The organism is Streptomyces sp. NPDC004111, assembly GCF_042874215.1.
In the GTDB taxonomy this organism is placed as follows: domain Bacteria; phylum Actinomycetota; class Actinomycetes; order Streptomycetales; family Streptomycetaceae; genus Streptomyces.
On sequence record NZ_JBIAMU010000010.1, the window covers coordinates 133,975 to 155,288 of the forward strand.

Here is a 21,314-nt window from a genome sequence, read left to right on the forward strand (position 1 = left end):
CGCCCGTCGGTGGCCGGGTCGGCATACTGGGGCCGCGCGATCTCCGTCCGGATCAGCGACCGAACCGCCCACCGGCCAACGGCCACCGCAGAACCGTAGGAGGAGCCATGTCCGCCACCTTCAGGACCGTCCTGGAAGTGCACCCCGACCACCTCGACCAGGCACGGGCCATGGACCGGGTGTTCCAGGACGCGATAGCCCCGGCGACCGTCAACTTCGACTTCGGGAACATCCGGGAGGCCGCGGCGGCCATCCCCGACAGCGCGATCGTCAAGCTGGTGCGCGGCTGGGGACTCCAGGAGACCGCACCGGTCGCGGTCATGGCGCTGTCGCTCAAGGAGGCCGTACGGCAGGCCCTGCCGGGGGAGTTCGCCGACGCCGCCTTCTGGGAGACCGTCGAACGTGAGCTGGTCGACGCGTTCACCGGGCTCGGCGCGCAGTCCGGCGGGCCCGGTCTCGCGTACTACGAGCAGACGCCGGACCGGACCGGCTACTACCGCGACCTGTTCTTCGCCCTCCAGGGGGAGGAGACCGGCGGGCACATGTACGCGATCGCCTTCTGCATCGACGTGAGCGTGGGGCTGGACCGGGCGCGGGCCGACGCGCTGGAACTGACGGACGTCGCCCCGTACCGGATCCGGCTCAACGCCATCGTCGTACGTCAGGAACTGCGGCTCGCGGCCTGAACGGAGGCCTGATCGGCCGCCTTGCCGGGGGCCTGTTCGGCGGGCCTGACCGCAGTGGCCGGGCGGCCGGGTGATGCGTCCGGGCGGCCGGGCCGGCCGTGTGCCGGGAGCGCGGGTTCCGTGCTCCCGGCACGCCGGAAACCTCTGGCGTGCCGGGAAGGCAGAGGTTATGCTCCCGGCGATGACTACTTCTTCTCTTCACGGATCGGGGGTCTCGTCCGCGCAAGGTGAGTGCTGATGCTCACTGAGATCGCGAACGAGGACTTTCCCGCCTTCCTGCGCCGCCCGGCTCTGCGGAGCCCCGTGGTCCGGCGCCCCTCCTTCTGGCCGCGCGTGCGTGAGTTCGCCGTGCCGCCCTCCATGATCGAAACCGCGACCGCCCGCCGTCTGTCCGGCGACTGGGCGGGGGCCTGTGCCGCCGCGGGCTTCGACGTCGACCTCAACCTCCGTACGGCCGCGCACACCTGGGGCTCCGAACTGGCCTCCCTGGTCCGCGACGACCTCCGCCATCTGGCACCCGACCTGCTGCGCTGGCACCTGCCCCGGATCGCTCCGGACGGACTGCTGCGCCCCGGGCTGACGATCGCGCTGGCGCGGTACGAGTCCGTGGGGACCCGCACCGGGCACCCGGTGCAGCTCGTGGTCCGGACACCGCCCGCCTGGGCGGACGCCGGACAACGGGTCAGCCTCGCGCTGTGGGACGGCGCGAGCGGACCGGCCGGTGCGCCAGGACCGCCCGGACCGCCCTCGTCCCGCTACCCGCACCCGCATCCCGACCGGCGCTTCCGGTTCGATCTGCACCGCCACCTCTGGGACGCCCGGCGCTCCGACGAGCTGCGGGCCAGGTCGGGGGCCGAACTCCCGGACGTATCGGACGAGTTCGGTGCCGGTTCTGCGGCTGCTGTCCTTCCGGAAGAGGTGCCGGACGGCTATCCGTGTGCCGTCGACCGGTGGGAGGCGGAGGCCGCGACGGTGCTGCGGGCCGAGGGGCGGACCTCCGGCCTGGTCACCGTACGGCTCTCGAAACGGCACCGGCTGCTGCTGGAACTGCCCGAGGGAGGCGGCCGATTGCGGGTCTCGGTGTTGTCCGCGGACAACAAATCCGCCGAGCTGCCCGTGCTGCCCGACCCGGCGACCTGGGTACTGCCCGACCTCGAACTGCTGCGCACCGGCGCGATCGAGGCCGACCGCCTGCACCCGCTGGTGGCCGCCGCACTGGCACCGGACGCGCCCGGAGTGGCGGCCGGTACCGTGCGGGCCCGCCAACGGCCGGGCGAACCGCGCACGGTGGACTGCCGGGGGTCCCTGCACCGGATCGGCCTGGTCGACGGCGTACTGGTCCCCTTCGACCACGACCCGGCCGAACTCCGCCGCGAGGAACTGCTCGTCGCCCTGAACGGACCGCCACTGCCCTGTCTGCGCGCCATCGACGAGGCACACCGCAGCCCCGAATGCCTCACCGGCGTCAGCGAACGCCTCGCCCACGGCGACATCGCCGGAGCACTGGCCGTCGTCGAAGGGCTGCTCGGACCCCAGGCGGTGCTGCGCGACGGCGCGTTGCGGGACGAACTGGAGACGGTGGCGCGGCGGAAGGTCGCGTACGGGCTCTTCAGGGCGGAACTCTCCGTGCCCGTGCCAGGAGTACCGCGCCGCGGCAAGATCGACTGGTTCGTCCCGGTTCACGGCGGCCGTCCGTAGAGCGTGCCCCGAGCGCGTGACCGTATGTACACGTACCCGAGCGCGTGACCGTACGAGCCCGACAGGCCGCTGACCGCCACCTGCACACCTGCACACCTGCACACCCACGGCCCTTCCCTTTCCCTCTCACACCCAAGGTGATCCCACATGCCCCTGAGCACCCTGCCCACCACCTCCGACGCCCCTTTCGTCCCGTCGAGTCCGGTTCCGTCGGCCGGGCGTCGCTCCGAACTCGAAGTCGCGGGTGAGCTGCTGGGCCTGCTGCGCGACACCACCACCGAGCCGCGCCCCGACAGCCAGCTGGAGGCCCTGACCCTGGCTGTCGCCGCCGACCTCCCCGTACTGCTGTGGGGCGAGCCCGGCATCGGCAAGACCGCGGCCCTGACCCAGCTCGCCGAATCCCTGGAACTGCCCCTGACCACGGTGATCGCCAGCGTGCACGAGCCGTCCGACTTCTCCGGGCTGCCGATCGTCGGCGACGACCCGGCGGAGCAGGGAGTGCCGATGGCACCGCCGGACTGGGCGGTGCGCCTGGTGCGGGCCGGGCGGGGACTGCTGTTCCTCGACGAACTGTCCACCGCGCCGCCCGCGGTGCAGGCCGCACTGCTCAGGCTCGTCCTGGAACGGCGGATCGGCGCGCTCCGGCTTCCGCCCGGCGTGCGGATCGTGGCCGCGGCCAATCCGAGGTCCTCGGCCGCCGACGGCTGGGAGCTGAGCGCACCGCTGGCCAACCGTTTCGTCCACCTGCACTGGGCGCACGACCACGAGGTGGTGGTGCGCGGTCTGGGCGGGACCTGGCCCCGGGCGACCATGCCGAGCCTCGACCCCGAGAAGCTGCCGGAAGCGGTGGCGTACGCGCGGCGGGCGGTGTGCGGGATGCTCGCGGCCCGGCCCAAACTGGTGCACCGGCTGCCCAGCAGCGAGACCCGACGCGGCGGGGCCTGGCCGTCACCGCGCAGCTGGGACATGGCCCTGAGCCTGATCGCGTTCGGGACGGCCGCCGGTTCCGACCGGGAAGTGCTGTCCCAGCTGATCAGGGGCACGGTGGGGGACGGTCCCGGGCTGGAGATGGTGGCCTACCTGGACCGGATGGACCTGCCCGACCCCGAACAGCTCCTCGCCGACCCCGCGGCGGCCGAACTCCCCGAACGCGGCGACCTGCGCCAGGCCACCCTCGACGGGGTGGTGGCCGCAGTCCGCAACCGCCCGGACAGGGCGCGCTGGGACGCGGCCTGGAAGCTGCTGGTACGGGCGATGGAGACCGGCGCGCCGGACCTGATCGTCGTCCCCGCGACCACCCTGGCCTCGCTGCGGCAGGAGAACTGGGACGTGCCGGAGACGATCGAGCGGCTGGCGGGCGTGGTGGGACTGTCGCAGCGGGCGGACCGCGCGGCGGGACGGGTGGCGGCCGGCGCGAAGGCGGGCCGATGAGCGCATCCGCGGAGCGGACCGTGGACACCGGGCCGGTACCGGGTCCGTCGGCGGGGCGGCGCAGGCCGTCGCCGGCCGATCTGGCAGCGGGCCGCCCCGCCCCGCCGGAGCCTCCCGCGGCCCGGCCACCGGCCGAAGCGCCCCCGGCACGGGACCCGCGGCACCCCGTACCGCCCGCCGGGTCCGCAGCGGACACCTTGGACCACGACAAGCTGTTCGCGGCCCGGCTCCAGGCGGCCAGGGCCCGGCCGTACCTGGCCACGGCGCTCTTCGCCCTGCACGTCGTCGCGGACCGGGCGGTGCCGACGATGGCGGTCGACGCGCACTGGCGGATGTACGTCTCGCCGGCGTTCGTGGAGACGACGCCGGAGGAGGAGCTGGCCAGTGTGTGGGTGCACGAGGTGTCCCACCTGCTGCGCGACCACCACGGGCGGGGCGAACGGGTCGCCCGGGAACGCGGGCTGACCGGCCCGGGGGAGCGGCTGCGGATGAACATCGCCGCGGACATGGAGATCAACGACGACGCGTTCGGCGACGGCCTGGTGAAGCCGGAGGGGCTGGTGCACCCGGCGATGCTGGGGCTGCCCGAGGGCGAACTGATGGAGGACTACCTGCGCCAGTTCCGGGTCGGCCCGCTCACCCAGCGGCTGGCGTGGCTGGACTGCGGCAGCGGCGCCGACGGCCGCGAGCGCAGCTGGGACCTGGGCCCGGAGGGCGCGAACGGGCTCAGCGAGCAGCAGCGGGACGCGGTCAGGTTCCGGGTGGCGCAGGGCATCAAGGGCCGCCCGGGGACCGCGCCGCAGGGCTGGCGGCGCTGGGCGAAGGAGGCGTTCCACCCACCGCAGCCCTGGCGGGAACTGCTCGGCGCGGCGATCCGGGCGGCGGCCGCGGGCTCGGCGTCGGGCGACGACTACACGTACGGCAGGCCGGCCCGCCGCTCGGCGAGCCTGCCCGGAGTCGTACTGCCGAGTCTGCTGCGCACACCGCCCAGGGTGTCGGTGGTGATCGACACCTCGGGCTCGGTGAGCGACACGGAACTGGGCAGCGCGCTGCTGGAGGTGGCCGCGATCTCCAAGGCGGTGGGCGGGCGGCGCGACCTGGTCACGGTGGTGTCGTGCGACGCCGCGGCCGGGATCGCGCATCCGCTGTGCCGGGCGGAGGGCATCCCGCTGATGGGCGGCGGCGGTACGGACCTGCGCGAGGGCTTCGCCAGGGCGCTGCGGGCTATGCCGCGCCCGGACGTGATCGTGGTCCTGACGGACGGCCAGACCCCCTGGCCGTCGCACCGCCCCGCCTGCCGCACGGTGGTGGGTCTCTTCCCCCGCCCGTACACGGGAGTGCAACGCGACGAATCGGACCCGGACTACGTCCCGGACCGGCCACCTGCGTGGACGCGGGTGGTGGAGCTGGGGTGAGGGGGAGACCGCACGGCGACGACTGTGTTCCACCGCGCGGCGGGCGACGTGGTCCTCCCCGGGGTCCGGCCCGCCGGCCGTGGCGCGCACACGCCGGCCGGCGCACTTCCCGAGGTGTCGGTCGCGGTGCCCCCGGTGCCGCTGTACTGAGACACAGGCGCTGGGGCGTCACTGCCGGGTCACTGCCCGAAGACCACCTCGGCCGCTTCCGCCACCACCTCCACCTCGTCCCCCAGCGTCCACTCCGCCACCCGTGACACCATCACCGCCGGTACCGCCTCGCTGATGCCCTCGGCCGCCGGGATGTCGTACGTCCCGTGGGCGTCGTGCGGGACGACCACCCGGAAGCCCAGCTCCAGGGCCGTCTGGGCGGTTGCCCGTACGCACATCTCCGACTGCACGCCGCAGACCGCCAGACCCCGTACGCCCGCCTCCTTCAGCCGTTCCGCGAGCGGGTTCTCCTCGAAGCCGTCGTCGACGGTCTTGTGCACCACGACCTCACCCTCCTGCGGCGGGAAGTGCAGTTCCCAGCCGGGGGTGCCGGTCTCGTCGTCCGCGCCGGGCGGACCGTCGTTCTGGAGGTGTACGACGAGGACGCCCGCCGCGCGCGCGGCGGTCAGCAGCTTCTCGGTGCGGTCCCGTACGCGGTCGGCGTCGGGCACGGCACCGGCTCCGGTGACGAAGGCGGCCTGGACGTCGACCACGATCAGGGCCTGTACGGGGGCGGTGGATGCGCTCATCGGGCCATCCTGCCACTCCCCAAGAAGTCGGTACGAGGCGGAGGTTGTGGGGGTGGCGGGCCGCCGGACCGGGGTTTTGCGGACCTGTGGGCTCCCCTTCCGCGTGGACCTGCGGGTATGGCGCCGGCGGGACGCGATACCCCGTACGACACACGACCGCAACAAAATCCCGTACAACCCTTCGTCATCTTCGAACGTCTGAACGTGCAACGCCCCGTGAAGGGGGCGAATAAATTGTCGACAAGTTTCCATCCCCGATCCGCGGCGGCAGGGGGTAAACGGGGATTTCAAGGAGCTGAGTAGTGCATGGGCGGCCATGGCAGGGGCGGACGTTCGCGGTCCGGTGGGAGCAGACGGAAACAGGGCGGGGGGCGCAGGGCACAGCCGCCCAGGGAGCAGCCGCGCAGCGGGTACACGGAGGCCGGGTGGCACGAGCCACCTGGTGAGGGACGGCCCGGCGACGGCTGGGGGAGTGACGGCCGGCCCGGCGACGGGTGGGCGGACGAGGGACGGTACGAAGCAGGCCGGGCCGGTGACCGGTGGGCCGACGAGGGGCGGCACGGGGGCGGCCCCGCCGGGACGGGGCACGATCAGCCGGCCGGCGGCGGGCGGGCCGCGGCCAGGCGGGAGCAGCAGCGCAGCGGCGGGCGGGCCGCGAACCGGCGCAAGCAGCGCAAACCGCGCAGCAGGTTCGCGCTCCTGCTGTGGGTGCTGGTCCCGGTGCTCGTGGTGGGCGGCGCCGGTGCGACCTGGGTGTACTTCAAGCTCGACGGCAACCTCAAGAGCGTCGACATCGACGCGGCCCTCGGCGGCGACCGGCCGCCGGAGAACGACAACGGCTCGCTGGACATCCTCGTCCTGGGCTCCGACTCCCGCGGCGGCGAGAACAAGCAGTACGGCACGGACGTCGGCAACGCCCGTTCCGACGTCGCGATGATCGTGCACGTGCACAAGGGGAACGAGAAGGCCAGCATCGTCTCGATACCCCGCGACACCCTGGTCACCCGCCCCGAGTGCATGGGCCGCACCAAGGTCAAGCCCGAGGCGAAGCGCCAGGTGTTCAACACGGCGTACGAGGTCGGCGGGCCGGTCTGCGCGGTGAAGACGGTGGAGAAGCTGTCCGGCATCCGCATGGACCACTACCTCGAAATCGACTTCACCGGCTTCAAGGAACTCATCGACTCCCTCGGCGGGGTCAGCATGACCACCAACAAGGCGATCAAGGACCCCAAGAGCCACCTCGATCTCCCGCCCGGCACGCACCAGTTGACCGGCGAGCAGTCCCTCGGACTGGTCCGCACCCGCAAGACCGTCGGTGACGGCAGCGATCTCGGCCGGATCCAGCTCCAGCAGGCCTTCATGAAGGCGCTGATGGAACAGATCAAGGAAATCGGCATCTTCAGCAACCCGAAGCGGCTGTACGACCTGGCGGACGCGTCCACCAAGACCCTCACCACCGACTCGAAGCTCAACTCGGTCGGCTCCCTCATCTCCTTCGGCAACAGCCTCGGCGGCATCGGCGCCAAGGACATGAAGGTGATCACCCTCCCCATCGACTACGACGACAAGGACCCCTACCGGGTCGTCCCCCTCAAGGACCAGTCCGAACTGCTGTGGATGGCGCTCCGCACGGACAAGCCGATACCGGACTCGGTCACCGAGAACTCGGCGGGCGAGAAGGTCGACGCGGGCAAGATCGTCAAGGGCGACTGAGCGCGCGGCAACGACGGGACCCACTGCGGCGACCGGGCGCGCGGCAGTGACCGGACCCCCTGTGGCGGCCGGGCGTGCGGCGAGGAAGACATGCGGAAGGGGGCGGCCCGTCACGGGCCGTCCCCTTCCGCATGCCGACCCCGCCGTCAGCGGTCCGCAGCGCCGGTGCCCGTCACTGGAAGTCGCAGCCCGGGTTCGCCGCGTCCTGCGAGAAGGGCGCACCGTGCGGCAGTACGTACAGCACGCGCAGCACCATCGGCTCGGTGCCCAGGTTGCGGCCGATGTGGGTGCCCGCGCCGCGGCGTTCGGTGACCGGGTCGCCCGCGCGGTAGACGCCGTCGCTCGCGCACGAGGCGTCGAAGTGGCTGAGCGTGCCGCGCAGGACGACTCCGTACAGCGGTCCGTCGTGCACGTGCCAGCCGGTGCTCTGGCCCGGCGGAATGGTGATGTCGCGGAGGATGTAGTCCGTGCCGTCCACGGTCCGCTGGGAGATGACCTTGCCGACGACACCGGGGCCTGCCGGGGTGGCCTGCGCGGCGCCGGAACCCGCGGAGAAGGCCAGTCCGAGGGCCGCCGCTCCCACCAGCGCGGCCCGCGTCTTTCGGTGAACTGCACGCGATATCAAGGAAGTTCCTCTCGAACGACAGGATGCGGTGAACGCGCGCAGCGTACTGCGCGCTTCACCGCGTTCCGTTCCCGGGGCCTCACCCGTGGCCTGCTGGCGGGGTGTGGGCCGGTGTGCCGTGGGTGGGTGTCAGTTGCTGCGGGCGGTGATGTCGCCGTAGGAGGTGGTGGCGTGGATGGTGAGGTCGGCGTCGGGGCCCTGGGTGTGGGTGAGGGTGTTGGTGATGCGGCCGTGGGAGGTGCCGGCGTCGAGGGTGGCGGAGGTGTTGCGGGCGGCGGTGACGGTGATGGTGCCGGCCTGGGTGTGGAGTTCGAGGGTGCCGCGGACGGCTTCTTCGATGGTGAGGTCGCCCTTCTGGGTGGTGAGGCGGGCGGGGCCGGTGGTGCGGCCGAGGGTGATGTCGCCGTCGTTGAGGGTGAGGTGGGCGTCGGCGGTCTCGTCGAGCTTGATGCGGGCCTGGGCGGCGTCGAGGGTGACGTGGCCGAGGCGGCCGACGCCGCGGAGTTCGCCGGCGGCGAGTTTGGCGTGGAGGTGGGAGCCGGCGGGGAGCTGGACGGTGATCTCGACGGCGCCGGAGTTGCCGAGGAGGCGGTTCTTGGCGGGTGCGGTGCTGATGCGCAGGGTGTTGTCGGTGTGCTCGACGGTGATCTGTTCGGCGGCCTTGGTGTCGCGGCTGCGGGCGGGGTTGGCGGGGCGGATCTCGACGGTGGTGTCGGTGCGGTCGGCGGCGATGAGGCGGACGGTGCCGGCGGGGATGTCGAGGTGGGCGGTGACGGGGGCGGTGGTGGCGAAGGTCTGCATGGTGTCTCTCCCTGGTGGGTGGCGGGCCCTGGGGCGGCCCGTCGTTTCCGATGGAGGAAAAGCTACGTAGCTTTCCAACTCCTGGCAACGCACTCGTTGCACACGGATGGCATTCATGCAGTTCAGAGCACATAAAGTGTTGCAACGGTTAGGGATACAATGCAACGAACACCTCAAGTTCGTTGCAATGTAATGAAGGTGAACGCTCCGCGGGGCAGTGAAGGGACTTGTCGTGGGTGGCCGGGGCCGCCGAGGGGTGGAGGTGGGGGCGCCGGGGCGCGATGGGGTGCGGGAGGGTGTGGAGGGGGCGCGTCCGGGGGCTCGCCTGGCCGGAATGCCCCTCCGAACACAAATTCGCCCCCGTGGAATGGGTGCCGGGCAACTGCCAGAAGCAGACTCGTTGTTGACATTCCCGTCGATGGCGCGAAACCGGCACCTCCGGTCCGTACCAGTCCTGGGGCACCTCGCTTTACCGTCCCCGTTTCCTGCGGAGTTCCGCTATGCGGGAACGGGGTGCCGCCGCCGGCTGTCCGGAAACCTCGGAAAGCCATTTGAACGGTGTGACGCATGTGGTTCGCCGGGCGAGTGGATCCGTACGCACTCCGGCCGGTGCGCCCGGCAGGGTTTCGGACATACATTCCAGGGTGGCTGGCCACTGAAAGGAAAACCCCTAACGTGGTCCGAGCGCGTAGGGCTGACTGTCACTCAGTTCGCCAGTGCGCGGGGGGATTGCCGGGGAGAGGGGGGTAATTCACTTTTCATCAACCGTTTGCTTGAGGGGTGTCTTCGTGCTGCCGCGCCCCTTTCGGGGTGCCGGTCCGCTGCTCGACGACGCCGTAAGTGGCATGCCCGCCACAGACAGTTTTCCGAAGAACTGAGGGAGACCCGGTGACGCAATCTAGGTCGGTGAAGGCCTCGGGGGGCCAGGGAGAATTACTGGCCGGGGGGCAAGGGGAGTTACTGCTTGAGGCGTTTGACGCGCAGGTGTTCCGGGAGAGTTCGGAATCGGTGCTCGCCAAACTCGAAAAGCATCTCGCAGACCAAGCGATCAAGGGACTCGAACTGGTCGATCCGGCACGGCTCACCGAAACGGCGCGCTCTCTCATGACCGAAGAGAGCACCCGCATCGCCGACTTCGACGAGGAGAAACTGGCCGCGATCGTCGATCTGTACGTCAGGACCGGGATCCCGGTCCACTCGCCCGGCTACATGGGACGGCAGTTCTCCGGAGTCGTGCCGCTCGGCGGAGTGGTCGACTTCGTCAGCTCGGTCGTCAACCAGCCGTCCTCCTTCTACGAGGCGGGCCAGCTGCCCAACGTGGCCGAGCGGATCATGGCCGACGAGCTCAACCGGTTCATCGGCTGGGAGACCGGCACCTTCGACATGGTCACCACGTCGGGCGGCTCGCTGGCCAACCTGACCGCCCTGCTCGCCGCCCGCAACCAGCGCTTTCCCGAGTACTGGACCCGGGGCGGCGCCGCCATGGAAGGGCGCGGCCGGCCCGCCGTCGCGGTGGGCGCCGATGTGCACTACAGCGTCGCGCGGGCGGCCGGCGTGATGGGGATCGGCGAGGACCAGCTCGTGCGGCTGCCGCTCGACGCGGACCAGAAGATCTGCGCGGAGCGGGTCGGTCCGGAGCTGGAGGCCGCCGCCGAGCGCGGTCTGGAGGTGTTCTGCCTGGTCGCCTCGGCCGGTACCACCGCGATCGGCGCCTTCGACCCGCTCGACGCGCTCGCCGACCTCGCGCACGAACGGAACATCTGGCTCCATGTCGACGGGGCGCACGGCGGCAGCCTGCTGGTCTCCGACCGGCTCCGCCACAAACTGCACGGAATCGAGAAAGTGGATTCACTGGCCTGGGACGCGCACAAAATGATGTTCGTGCCCGCGCCCTGCACGCTGCTCTTCTACCGGAACAAGGAACACAGCCGGGGGGCATTCCGCCAGAAGGCCAGCTATGTGTTCGACGAGGAACAGGACATCTACACCGCGCTCGACAGCGGCGACAAGAACTTCGAATGCACCAAACGCCCCATGATCATGCCGCTGTGGGTGCTGTGGTCCATGTACGGAAGGGCGCTCTTCGCCGAAAAGATAGAGCACCTCTGCCAGTTGACGCAGGACGCGTACGAAGTGCTCCAGGCGGAAAGCGATTTCCAGACCGTGCACCGGCCGGAAGCGAACATTCTCTGCTTCCGGTACGTTCCCGGAACGCTCGCCCCGGAAAACGTCCACCGCCTCCAGGAGGACATCCGTAACCGGGTGAAGTTCCAGGGAAACTTCTTCATCTCCAAGGTGAACGTCCGGGGGGAGGCGGCCCTGCGCGTCGTGATGATGAATCACCGGATCACCGTCGAGAACTTCCGGATGCTGCTGGCCGAGATCCGGAAATCGGGACAGGAACTGATGTCCCGGTACGAGTAGCAGAGCTACGGCGACAGTTTCGACGAAGGGATACAAGAGTGAGCACAGTGAACGTCCCGCACGTCCCGCAGCACACCGGCGGTCCCGGCAAGGCCGCCGAATTGGCCGAATGGCTGATCCCCGACCACGAGTGGCGGCCCGCGTCCGTCGACGCGGTCACCCTCCTGCCGTCCTTCGCGGAGAAGATGCGCGAGTGCGAGCGTGTCTGCGGAGCGGCGTACAGCGAGCTGTCCCACGAGATCCAGGACGCCCTGGTGCTGCGCAGGCTCCAGCAGATGATCCACACCGTGCAGCTCAACCCGCTGTGGAGCGAGCGCCTGGCCGGTGCCGGGATCCTCGGTGCCCCCGCCTCGTACGAGCAGTGGCAGGACGTCCCGCTCTCCGACAAGGACGTGCAGCGCGACTTCCTGATGGGGGCGCGGCCCGGCATGGTGGTGCCGCTCGGCCGGGGCGGCTTCGAGGTGGTCGCCAGCGGCGGCACCAGCGGCGGCAGCCCCCTGGAGGTCGTGTACTCGCTGCGCGAGCTCCAGGACACGTACGAGATCGCGGGCCGCTTCATGGGCGTCCACCAACTGGGCCGCTACCTCGCGGGAAGCGACCCCAAGTGGCTGCTCACGACTCTCGCCGACTACCAGATGTGGAGCAGCGGCACCATGGTCGGCGGGGTGCTCCAGAGCGTGCCGGGCGTCAACTACATCGGGGCCGGGCCGGTCACCGCGCCCGTCCTGGAGCACATGTTCTCCTACCGGGGCCCCAAGGCGCTGATGGGCATCACGGCGGGCATCGCGATCCTCGCCGAGCTGGGCGCCGGCATGAGCCAGCAGGCCAAGGAGAGCTTCCGGGTCGCCCTGTACGGCAGCGGGGTACTGCCGCAGCGCAAGCGGACCGAGCTGCACGCGATGTACCCGAACCTGGTCATCCTCAGCTACTTCGCCGCCACCCAGGCCGAGACCATCGGGCTCCAGCTCACCCAGGAGTCGCCGTACCTGGCCGCCGTACCCGGTCTGCACCTGATCGAGATCGTGGACGAGGACGGCCGCTGGGTGAAGGAGGGCGAGGAGGGCGAACTCGTCGTCACCCGGCTGCACGCCCACGAGGCCCCGCTGCTGCGGCTCAAGCTGGGCGACCGGATGATCCGCCGGCCGCGGCTCGACGAACCCGGGCTGAAGACCCAGCAGTTCGAGTTCGCCGGACGCACCGGCGAGGTGCTGCACCTCAACGACAGCCAGTACTCGGCGGCCCGCGCCTACGAGGCACTGCGCGACGAGCTGTCGGAGGCGGGGGCGGTCGACCTCGACGACGTCGCCCACGAGTTCCAGTTCAGCAATCACCGCGAGTCCAAGACCCTCACCCTGTACGCCTCGGTCGACGACGTCATCTCCACGACCTTCCGCATGGAGTCGGCCCTCGGCCCCTACGGGCTGCGCGAGGCGTACCTCAGGGCGCTGCCGCGCTCGCTGTCGCTCTTCAACCACGGCGAGGCGAACGCCGCCGCGATCGAGAAGACCGGCTACCAGTTCCAGCTGGTGTTCGTGCCCCGGCACGCGCCGGAGATCGAGCGGACCGCGGTCGGCAAGGTGCCGCTGGTACGCGACCGGGGCTGACCCCGCCACCCGCGGCCGGGCCGGCCGCCCCGCACGGCACCGCGCGGCCCCGCCCCGCTACCCCCGCACCGCACCGCACCCACACCCGATTACGACCGGATGGAGTGACAGTGGGCATGAAACAGCAGGTCAACATCATCGCCATGGTCGACGTCATCGGCGCGCTCTCGGACAGGTCGCTGCACAACGGCAACCTCTCCCTGATCGACAACGGCGACTACCAGAGCAGGGCACAGGGCACCCCGGACCTCGTCACGCTCGTCAGGCCGGGCCAGGTCGTGCAGTGGACCGTCCTGGCGATCGACCTCCAGACCCCCGTGGAGATCAAGAACATCACCTTCCTGGGCCCGGACGGCGAGAGCACCCGCGTCGACGCGACCCGCGGCACCACCCACCACCCGGGCGCCGCCGGGCACCCCGCGTCCCGCCCGCGGTCCCACGACGAGGCTCCCGACGTCGAGGAGGAGACCGACGGCGACAAGCTCGACCTGGAGGTCTGGAGCGGCATCGTGCCGCAGCTGCCGTCCGGCGTCGCGCACAAGTACCGCCTCGAACTCCAGATGTACGAGGGCGAGTTCAGCACCCTCCACATCGACTCGCCGTCCTTGATGTGCGTCTAGGGCCCGACGTGCGTCCAGGGCCGCCCGTGGACGTGCGTGCGGGGCCGCCCGAGCGCGCCGCCCGCAGGACCAGTTCACCGTCCCGACCGGAGGAACCATGCCACAGCAGTTAGCGATCATCGTGCTCGTGGACGTCGGCAACGCGCTGGAGTCCAAGTCCCTTCAGGAACACACCTATCTCTTCGACAACATGAAGCTGCACGGCTCCGACGGCCAGGGCACCAACGGCCTGGTCACCGCGATCAACGGCTCGTACTGGAGCGACGGTTCGCAGGCCAGCGAGCAGGTGCTCAACTGGCTCCCGTACAGCCTCGGTTCGATCCCGCCGACGGTCCCCAAGGGGTACGAGGTCGAACGCGGCAGGCAGAGCGACCAGGAGGCGCTCGCCGACCTCGACCGGCTGGTCGGCGTCGGCCCCTCCAGCGCCGAGGAGTCCGCCGCCGAACTCGCCCGCATCCGCAGGACCGCGGGCACCCGGATCAAGACCACCCGCCGCACCGCGGGACGCATGTCCAACCAGAAGGTCCTCGACGTGACCGGCAAGGTCGTCACCGACGACGCCGGCGCGTACAGCTACCCGGCCCCCGTGATCACCCAGATCTACGGCGAGGCGGTCGACGAGAAGATCATGTACCCGGCGGAGTACGGCTCCCCGGACCTGGTCACCGACGGCTGGTACTGGTCGGCCACCGTCGACAGCTCGCGCCCCGGCGTGTACTCGTACACGATGCGCATCCAGCTCCACAAGCTGGTCCAGCAGGCCGGTGAGACCCTCTGGGAGCCGGTGAACCTGACCATCGACTCCGCACTCAGGATCAGCACCGAACCCAAGCGCAACGCCTTCACCAAGGCCGGCCTCGGCATGCTGCCGATCCCGCCGGCCCGCGGATGACGCCCGAGGGCCCCGCGCGGGCCCCGGCCACCCGACGACGTACCACCGCCGCCACCAAGGAGGAACCGATGCCAGGCAAGGCGATACTGCGCGACAACGGGGTGCGGCGGCCGATCTCGATCACCGCGGTCGTGGACGCCGTGGGCGCCCTGGCGTCCGGCAGCGCCGAGGGACACCTCTACCTGTACGACACCAACCTCGCCGGCGGCTCCACCGGATTCGGCACCGAGGAACTGCGCACCTCCGTCAAGCGCGGCGACCAGATCCTGTGGAACGTCCTGGCGTTGGAGTGCGAGGCGTTCGTCGCGCTCGCCGACGTCGTGATCGACCCCGAGATCTGCGAACCGGTCCGCAAGGTCTACCCGGGCACCGACGTCGCCTACTGGATCGGCACCGTCAAGACCGACGACGTCGAATCGCTCACCTACGAGCTGAAGTTCCTGGTGGGCACCAGGACCGACCCCGTCACCACCTCCCTGACCCCGTCCCTGGTGGGTGCGCGCGCCGCCGCGACCCCCCGGAAGGAGAAGCGATGACCTCCACCCGCGCCCGCTCCACCAGCACCCTCGCCCCCGGGTCCGCCACCGGCGCCGGCCCCATGGCCGGCGTGAGCGAGTCGAAGCAGAACCCCGGCCAGCTCAACTCCGTACAGCTCAACGTGGTCACCCTCATCGACATGGAGAAGGCCACCGAGCAGAACTCGCTGGACGACGCCCTGTACATGATGGACAACAGCGTCGGCGGCGTCGGCCAGGGCACCCAGCACCTGGAGACGGTCTGCCGGCAGGGCCAGGTCATCAACTGGATCATCCGGCCCCTCGACATGGAGAAGCGGCTCGACGGCACCTGGCCGCCGATGCCGAAGATCAACAACATCGTGTTCCTCGACACCGAGGTGGGTGACGAGGAGGACGTGGCCGAACGGAAGATCTTCACGGAGCTGAAGATCTACGGAATGCCCGACAAGATGCGCTCGCCCCTGACGCCCGTCTACTACTACTGGGCCGGCACCGTCCTGAGCACGGCCAGGCCCGGGGTGCACCGGTACCGGTTCGTGCTGGAACTGGAGAAGGAGAACTCGCGGGACAAGCTGTACCTGCACACCGGCCAGGACCCGTCCATCCGGATCCTCGGCCTCTGATCCACCGGGCCGGGCCGCGCGGGCCCGCCTGCCCTCCGCCGACCGTCCGGGGCCGATGCCCGGGACGGTCGGCGGACCGCTGCCGCCCCCAGTGCCGCGTCCCCGTGCCTCGTCCCCGGGTCCCGTCCTCGGGTCCCGTCCTCGTGGCGGGGCCGAGGGTCCGAAGGGACTGAAGGGACCGGGATCCTGAATTCGGAATGAGCGAGTCCGATTCGTGACCGACCGGGCCCGATTGATCATCCGGGCTCCGTCGCCGCCCGGACGGTCAACGGGCGGACGGGGCGGGGGCGGACGGGCGGGGCGGACGGGCCCGGAAGGGCCCCTGGCCTCACTTCCGCCAGAACAGGTGGTGCGTGACCCCGCTCGGGCTCGGTACGACGTCCAGGTGGTACCGGTCGAGCAGCTCGTCGGGCGAGTCCCAGAGCCGCAGCCCCGACCCGAGCTTCACCGGCGAGACCGCCACGTGCATCGTGTCGACGAGGCCGGCGTCCAGGAACCGGCGGATGGTGGTCACCCCGCCGCCCAGCCGCACGTCCTTGCCCTGCGCGGCCTCGCGCGCCCGGTCGAGGACGTCGGCCGGCTCGCCGCCGACGAAGTGGAACGTGGTGTCGGAGAGCGTGAACGAAGGGCGCTCGTGGTGGGTCATCACGAAGACCGGCGTGTGGAACGGCGGCTCGTCGCCCCACCAGCCCTGCCACTCGTGGTCCGCCCAGGGCCCGCGCTGCGGACCGAACTTGTTGCGGCCCATGATCTCGGCACCGATGTTGTGCGAGAAGTCCCGGGTGAAGTAGTCGTCGAGGCCGCGGCTGCCGCCGGGGTCGGTCCGGTTGGGCCAGCTGGCGGTGGCCCCCGCCCAGGAGAACAGTCCCTCGGGCGAGACGTGCCCGAAGGGCCGCTCCAGGGTCTGGTCCTCCCCGGCGGCCACCCCGTCGCTGGAGACGCTGAAGTTCTGGACCCTTAGCAACTGAGCCACTTGTTCCTCCTGTTGAACCTGTTGATCGGCGGGGCCGCGGCGGCAGCCCGGTTCCCGGCTGTGCGGGACAGCGAAGGGGAGACTCCCGGGAGCGGCGAAAGTCATCGGTGTACCGGACACCGGCCGCGCTCCGGGCGACGGCGGGTGCCACCGGCCCGCAGAATAGGGGAAAGGCGCGCTTCCGCAAGGGAGTTGGAAGGAGCTGGCGTGGCGTGACGGCGAATCTTCTGGTCCTGCTCGGCGTGTTCGGCGGCATCGGCCTCGTGTCGCTCCTGCCCATGTACCTCGTCGGGGCGCCCAAGGAATGGTGCCGCACCTGCAAGCACCAGAGCGGTGACCACGCCGGGGGCACCGGTGCGTGCCACGGGGACGACTTCCCGGTCGGCGAGTTCATTCCCAGCGGTACGTGCGGCTGCGCGGCGTACGTCCCCAGGCGCGGGCCGCGCTGAAGCACCCGCGACGGCCCGGCGTCCGGGATGCGCCGGGGGCGCGGCGGCTCCCTCAGCCTGCCTCGGAGGCGTCCCCGGCGGGCAGCCGGCCGACCAGGCTGCGGAAGGTCTCGGCGGGGTCGTCGTCCAGGGCCGGGAGACTGCCGCCGAGCTGGAGGGTGGCGAAGCCGTGGGCCAGCGACCAGGCGGCCAGCCCGGCGCGGCGGGTACCCAAGGGGTCCGAAGCGTCCGGAAGGTCCTCCACCCCGGAGCGCAGCGCCACCGAGGCACGCTCCTTGGCGGCGGACAGCTCCGGGTCGTCCCCGTGCAGCAGCCTCGGCTGGAACATCACCTCGAAGTGGGCCGGGTGCGCCAGCGCGAACTCCACGTAGCGCACACCCATTTCGCGCAGCCGGTGCGCGCCGCCGGCCGGAGCCGCGGTCAGGGCGGCGGCCAGCAGGTCGAAGCCCTCCGCCGCGATGGCGGTGAGCAGTCCGGCCTTGTCCTTGAAGTGGTGCGCCGGGGCGGCGTGCGAGACCTCGGCGCGCCGGGCGAGATCGCGCAGGCTGACCGCGGCGACCCCGCCGCTGCGGACCACCTCCACGGCCGTGGAGAGGAGGGAGCGGCGCAGGTCTCCGTGGTGGTACGTGCCGGTGGAAGCCATGACAGCAGGCTAGCCCAAATCTAGGCACCGACAAGTAGTCACTGACAAGTAGGCATTGACAAGATACAGCGGCGCGACGCAATCTAGACAGCGTCAAGTTCCTTGGAGATGCGCCCCGCGACAGCGAAGGAAGCGACGACATGACCCACAGCCCGAGCACCGTCCGCCAGATGTGGCAGCTGCTGGAGCCCGTGCACGCCACCCTCTACTACGCCCCCGAGGCCGCCGAGGAGGCCGCCGCCCTCGGCTACGCCACCGACGAACGCTGGCCCAGCTACTTCGCCTACCGCGCCGCACCCCTCGGCCCGGTCGGCCACGGGCTGGTCAACGCCCACTTCTACAGCTTCAGCCCCCGCATGGTGAAGCGGTACGCGGCCGACGCCTGGCGGACCGCGGCGCCCGAGCAGGTCCTGAAGGCGCGGAGCGCGGCCATGGACCGCGCCCTGCGCCGCATCCTGGGCGACCGGACCGACTCGCCCGAACTGCGCGAGGCCGCCGCCCTCGCCCGCCGCGCGGCCCTCGCCGCCGACACCGCGGGCCGCCCCATGGCCGCCGCCAACGCCGCCCGTGCCTGGCCCGGGGAACCGCACATGGTGCTCTGGCACGCCGCCACCGTCCTGCGCGAGCACCGCGGCGACGGACACCTGGTGGCCCTCCAGGCGCACGGGCTCGGCCCCGCCGAGTCCCTCGTCTCGCACGCGGCCGTCGGCGCTGCGCCCGAGGAGGTGTTCGCCAGCCGGCGGTGGACCCCCGAGGAGTGGGCCGCGGCCCGCGCACGGCTGGCGGCCCGCGGCCTGGTGGACGCCTCCGGCAGAGCCACGGACGAAGGACTTGGGCTGCGCAACGCCGTCGAGAGGCGCACCGACGAACTGGCCGCCGCCCCCTGGGACGCGCTCACCCAGGAGGAGACGGCCCGGCTGGCCGACCTCCTGCTGCCCCCGGTGCTCGACATCGTCGGCACCGGGATCCTCCCGGCGCAGAGCACCCTCGGCATCGGGATGACGTACGACCACCAGTGACCGGCCGCCGCGGGGTCAGTCCGTGTCGCGCGGGTCGAAGGACTTCGGGTCGACGGTCAGCGGGGCGGGGAAGGCCCGTGCCACCTCGTCCCACCGGGTCAGCTTGAAGTCGGTGGCGGCCCGCTCCCCGTCGGCCGGGGTGGCCTCCCCGTCGTGGGTGATCAGCAGACCCTGCGGGAAGCCGGACCCCAGCGGGACGTTGACCACGGTGGAGCCGTCGGAGTGCTGGACGCCGTCGGCCGCCGGACCGTCCTTGAGGGCGAAGGAGCCGACGTAGTCGTTGCGGCCGTCACGGCCGTACACGGCGAAGGTGTTGTCGCCCTGGCTGGAGGCGAGGACGTACCCCTTGCCGTCCTTGGCGTGGTAAACGGTGACGCCCTCCGCGTCCGCGGACAGGTGCGTGCCGCCGAAGCCGGGGTCGTGCGCCGCATCGAGCACGCACTCCTCCTTCTCCGTGTCGTACGTCCAGGGCGTCCCGTACTCCCGCACCCGGTCCAGCAGCTTCGGCTTCTCGAACTTCGCGTCGTCGAGCCGCACCCGCCACAGGCCCACGGCCTCCTGCGCCGCGTACAGCACCCGCTCCTCCTGGTCGACGGCCATGCCCTCGACCTGCGGACGCTCGCCGGGGTCGGCGCACGGCCGCCACTTCGTCCCGTCGGGCAGGGCGAAGGCGCGGGGCAGGTCCAGGGTGTCCTTCGTGCGGTAGCCGACGCGGCCGTCGCGGTCCTCCAGCTCCAGCAGCCGCAGCCGGGTCTCCTCCCGCTGCGAGGCGACGACATAGGTGCGGCCGTCGTCGGTGTACGCGGTCAGCCCGTACGCGGTGCGCTGGTCGTCCACCTGCGTCTCGTCGGCGGCGAAGACCGGGGCGACGCCCGCGGCCGTCACGTCCCTCAGCGGCGGTCGGCCCGCCGCGACCGCCTTCGGGTCGATCGCGTAGGCGCGGACGCGGTCCCGGCCGCGGTCGCTGACCAGCGCCAGGTCGGTCTTGCGCCCGCCGAGTTCGAAGCCGTAGACGACGTCGACGTTGTTGAAGCGGCCGGGCGCGGCACCGGCGCCCGGCGCCTTCGGGGCCGCGAGGTGCTGGAGGCGGCGGCCGTCGAGCCCGTAGACGTCGAGACCGGCCTCCTTCAGGGTGCCGATGACGATGCTGCGGCCCGGGTTCGAGGGGTCCACCCAGACGGCCGGGTCGTCGGCGTCGGCGTTGCCGCCCGCCTCGTCGTCGTACACCGCGGGCGTCTCCACCCGGGCGGTGGCGGACACCGGGGGAGGCGGTGGGGCGGCGGTGCCGGTCACGGAGAGGACGGCGACGGCGGCCAGCGCGGAGAGAGCGGAAGCGCTCACGATGCTCCTCGGTAGGGGGTGGGGTCCGGCGAGAGGTTAGGGGCGGTCGGCGAAGCGGGGAGTACGGGGCCGTGAACGGCGGATGGCGGAAGGGAGCGGTCCCGCGGACGGTGCGCCACGGTGCCCCGGGGCGTGCCCGGCGCGCGAGGATTTGCCCCTCCCGCAACAGGAGGTCCTACGGTCCGCGACATGAAGATTGTTGTGCACGACACCGCGACCGCCATGCTCGAACTCCTCCAACTCCCCGAACGGGAAAGGCCCGAGGCCCTGCGCGATCTGCTCGCCCCGCTCCAGGAGGCGATGGCCGCCGCCGGCGCGGGCGGCATCGACGCGGTGCGGATGCACCGGGCGGGCAGCGGGTTCCCCCTGGAGGGCGACGACCCGCGGCTGCCCTCCGCCGTACACAGGATGCGGGACGCGGGCGTCCGGGACCGGATCGAGGCCTGCCTCGACGCCGCGGCACGGAAGCTCGCCGAGGAGATGCCGCCCGGCACCCGGACCCCCGACACCGTGCACGTCCTGCTGGTGCTCGGCAACCCCGACGACCACCATCTGACGGTGCGCAGCAGCGGGTACTTCGGGCTGGGCGGCTTCCCGGGAGCCATCCACCTGGCGATCTGGCCCACCGGGACGGCCCTGGAGCGGATCGGCCACGCCGCCGCCCACGAACTCCACCACAACGTGCGCTACACCAACGTCGTCTGGAACCCCGCCACCGTCACCGTCGGCGAGCAGGTCGTGGCCGAGGGCCTCGCCGAGGCCTTCGTGCGCGACCTGTCGGGCGAACAGGCGATGTGCCCCTGGACGATCGGCCTGCGCGGGCGGGAACTGGACGACGCGTACGCGAGGATCACCGACGGCATCGACGTGGCGGGCATGCAGAACCTCACCGCGTACGTCCACGGCGACGCCACCGCCGAGATGTTCGGCCAACAGCCCGTCGGGCTGCCGGACTTCGCGGGCTACGGCGTCGGACTGCGCGTCGCGGACGCCCACATGGCGGCCAGCGGTCTGACCGCCGCCGCGAGCGTGGCGCTGCCGCCCGGGGAGGTGCTGGCGAACGCGGGCGTGCACAGCGGGGCCTGACCGGCCGCGGGCC

General features: G+C 71.4%; 19 protein-coding genes and 1 pseudogene. 14 read left to right on the plus strand and 6 right to left on the minus strand.

The window, feature by feature from the left end; translation table 11 throughout:
- Positions 1–107: 107 nt before the first annotated feature.
- The 4 genes from ACFYVL_RS20775 to ACFYVL_RS20790 all read left to right on the plus strand — a co-directional run bounded on the left by ACFYVL_RS20775 (position 108) and on the right by ACFYVL_RS20790 (position 5,230).
- On the plus strand, positions 108–686 hold the full coding sequence (locus ACFYVL_RS20775) for a Type-2Aa cytolytic delta-endotoxin (RefSeq protein ID WP_389246814.1): 579 nt from the start codon (positions 108–110) through the stop codon (positions 684–686).
- A 237-nt stretch (positions 687–923) separates the two neighbouring features.
- Positions 924–2,384 (plus strand): hypothetical protein, encoded by a 1,461-nt coding sequence (locus ACFYVL_RS20780; RefSeq protein WP_389246816.1) that lies wholly within the window; start codon positions 924–926, stop codon positions 2,382–2,384.
- A 147-nt stretch (positions 2,385–2,531) separates the two neighbouring features.
- On the plus strand, positions 2,532–3,815 hold the full coding sequence (locus tag ACFYVL_RS20785; RefSeq protein WP_389246818.1) for an AAA family ATPase: 1,284 nt from the start codon (positions 2,532–2,534) through the stop codon (positions 3,813–3,815).
- A complete protein-coding gene (locus ACFYVL_RS20790) occupies positions 3,812–5,230 on the plus strand; it encodes a VWA-like domain-containing protein (protein WP_389246820.1) in 1,419 nt (472 codons plus the stop codon). Before ACFYVL_RS20785 ends, ACFYVL_RS20790 begins: the two co-directional genes overlap by 4 nt.
- Before the next feature lie 179 nt (positions 5,231–5,409).
- On the opposite strand, the gene ACFYVL_RS20795 is transcribed toward ACFYVL_RS20790, so the two are convergent.
- A complete protein-coding gene (locus ACFYVL_RS20795) occupies positions 5,410–5,970 on the minus strand; it encodes an isochorismatase family protein (RefSeq protein WP_389246822.1) in 561 nt (186 codons plus the stop codon).
- Positions 5,971–6,597: 627 nt separating this feature from the next.
- Between ACFYVL_RS20795 and ACFYVL_RS20800 the strand changes: the two are divergent.
- Positions 6,598–7,683 (plus strand): annotated as a pseudogene (locus ACFYVL_RS20800) (LCP family protein); the annotation flags it as partial.
- A 172-nt stretch (positions 7,684–7,855) separates the two neighbouring features.
- Here the strand turns inward: ACFYVL_RS20800 and ACFYVL_RS20805 are convergent.
- Together ACFYVL_RS20805 and ACFYVL_RS20810 are read right to left on the minus strand one after the other, a co-directional pair.
- Positions 7,856–8,308 carry a cupin domain-containing protein gene (locus tag ACFYVL_RS20805; protein ID WP_389246824.1) on the minus strand — a complete coding sequence of 151 codons (453 nt, stop codon included), beginning with the start codon at positions 8,306–8,308 and terminating at the stop codon, positions 7,856–7,858.
- Positions 8,309–8,437: 129 nt separating this feature from the next.
- Positions 8,438–9,109 carry a DUF4097 family beta strand repeat-containing protein gene (locus ACFYVL_RS20810; protein WP_389246826.1) on the minus strand — a complete coding sequence of 224 codons (672 nt, stop codon included), beginning with the start codon at positions 9,107–9,109 and terminating at the stop codon, positions 8,438–8,440.
- Between the two features lie 1,104 nt (positions 9,110–10,213).
- Here ACFYVL_RS20810 and ACFYVL_RS20815 point away from each other — a divergent pair.
- The 6 genes from ACFYVL_RS20815 to ACFYVL_RS20840 all read left to right on the plus strand — a co-directional run bounded on the left by ACFYVL_RS20815 (position 10,214) and on the right by ACFYVL_RS20840 (position 15,790).
- Complete coding sequence (locus ACFYVL_RS20815; protein WP_389246827.1) at positions 10,214–11,533, plus strand: pyridoxal phosphate-dependent decarboxylase family protein; 1,320 nt, start codon at positions 10,214–10,216, stop codon at positions 11,531–11,533.
- Between the two features lie 38 nt (positions 11,534–11,571).
- Positions 11,572–13,137: a hypothetical protein gene (locus ACFYVL_RS20820; RefSeq protein ID WP_389246829.1), complete on the plus strand. Its 1,566-nt coding sequence runs from the start codon at positions 11,572–11,574 to the stop codon at positions 13,135–13,137.
- A 116-nt stretch (positions 13,138–13,253) separates the two neighbouring features.
- Positions 13,254–13,757, plus strand: coding sequence for a hypothetical protein (locus tag ACFYVL_RS20825; protein WP_389246831.1), 504 nt, complete (start codon positions 13,254–13,256; stop codon positions 13,755–13,757).
- A 97-nt stretch (positions 13,758–13,854) separates the two neighbouring features.
- Positions 13,855–14,649, plus strand: coding sequence for a hypothetical protein (locus tag ACFYVL_RS20830; RefSeq protein ID WP_389246833.1), 795 nt, complete (start codon positions 13,855–13,857; stop codon positions 14,647–14,649).
- Between the two features lie 68 nt (positions 14,650–14,717).
- Positions 14,718–15,185 carry a hypothetical protein gene (locus ACFYVL_RS20835; protein WP_389246835.1) on the plus strand — a complete coding sequence of 156 codons (468 nt, stop codon included), beginning with the start codon at positions 14,718–14,720 and terminating at the stop codon, positions 15,183–15,185.
- The gene (locus ACFYVL_RS20840; RefSeq protein ID WP_389246837.1) at positions 15,182–15,790 is read left to right on the plus strand and encodes a hypothetical protein; all 609 of its coding nucleotides are present in this window, start codon (positions 15,182–15,184) and stop codon (positions 15,788–15,790) included. Before ACFYVL_RS20835 ends, ACFYVL_RS20840 begins: the two co-directional genes overlap by 4 nt.
- A 328-nt stretch (positions 15,791–16,118) precedes the next feature.
- Here ACFYVL_RS20840 and ACFYVL_RS20845 read toward each other — a convergent pair whose 3' ends face one another.
- Positions 16,119–16,763, minus strand: a complete 645-nt coding sequence (locus ACFYVL_RS20845) for a dihydrofolate reductase family protein (RefSeq protein ID WP_389246839.1) — start codon at positions 16,761–16,763, stop codon at positions 16,119–16,121.
- 212 nt (positions 16,764–16,975) lie between these two features.
- Here ACFYVL_RS20845 and ACFYVL_RS20850 point away from each other — a divergent pair, with 212 nt between their 5' ends.
- On the plus strand, positions 16,976–17,212 hold the full coding sequence (locus ACFYVL_RS20850; protein WP_389246841.1) for a hypothetical protein: 237 nt from the start codon (positions 16,976–16,978) through the stop codon (positions 17,210–17,212).
- 52 nt (positions 17,213–17,264) lie between these two features.
- On the opposite strand, the gene ACFYVL_RS20855 is transcribed toward ACFYVL_RS20850, so the two are convergent.
- Positions 17,265–17,855, minus strand: coding sequence for a TetR/AcrR family transcriptional regulator (locus tag ACFYVL_RS20855; protein WP_389246843.1), 591 nt, complete (start codon positions 17,853–17,855; stop codon positions 17,265–17,267).
- A gap of 140 nt (positions 17,856–17,995) precedes the next feature.
- Here ACFYVL_RS20855 and ACFYVL_RS20860 point away from each other — a divergent pair, with 140 nt between their 5' ends.
- Positions 17,996–18,874 carry a hypothetical protein gene (locus ACFYVL_RS20860; RefSeq protein WP_389246845.1) on the plus strand — a complete coding sequence of 293 codons (879 nt, stop codon included), beginning with the start codon at positions 17,996–17,998 and terminating at the stop codon, positions 18,872–18,874.
- 15 nt (positions 18,875–18,889) lie between these two features.
- On the opposite strand, the gene ACFYVL_RS20865 is transcribed toward ACFYVL_RS20860, so the two are convergent.
- A complete protein-coding gene (locus ACFYVL_RS20865; protein ID WP_389246847.1) occupies positions 18,890–20,215 on the minus strand; it encodes a phytase in 1,326 nt (441 codons plus the stop codon).
- A 189-nt stretch (positions 20,216–20,404) separates the two neighbouring features.
- Here ACFYVL_RS20865 and ACFYVL_RS20870 point away from each other — a divergent pair, with 189 nt between their 5' ends.
- A complete protein-coding gene (locus tag ACFYVL_RS20870) occupies positions 20,405–21,301 on the plus strand; it encodes a DUF2268 domain-containing protein (protein ID WP_389246849.1) in 897 nt (298 codons plus the stop codon).
- The last annotated feature ends 13 nt before the right edge of the window (positions 21,302–21,314 follow it).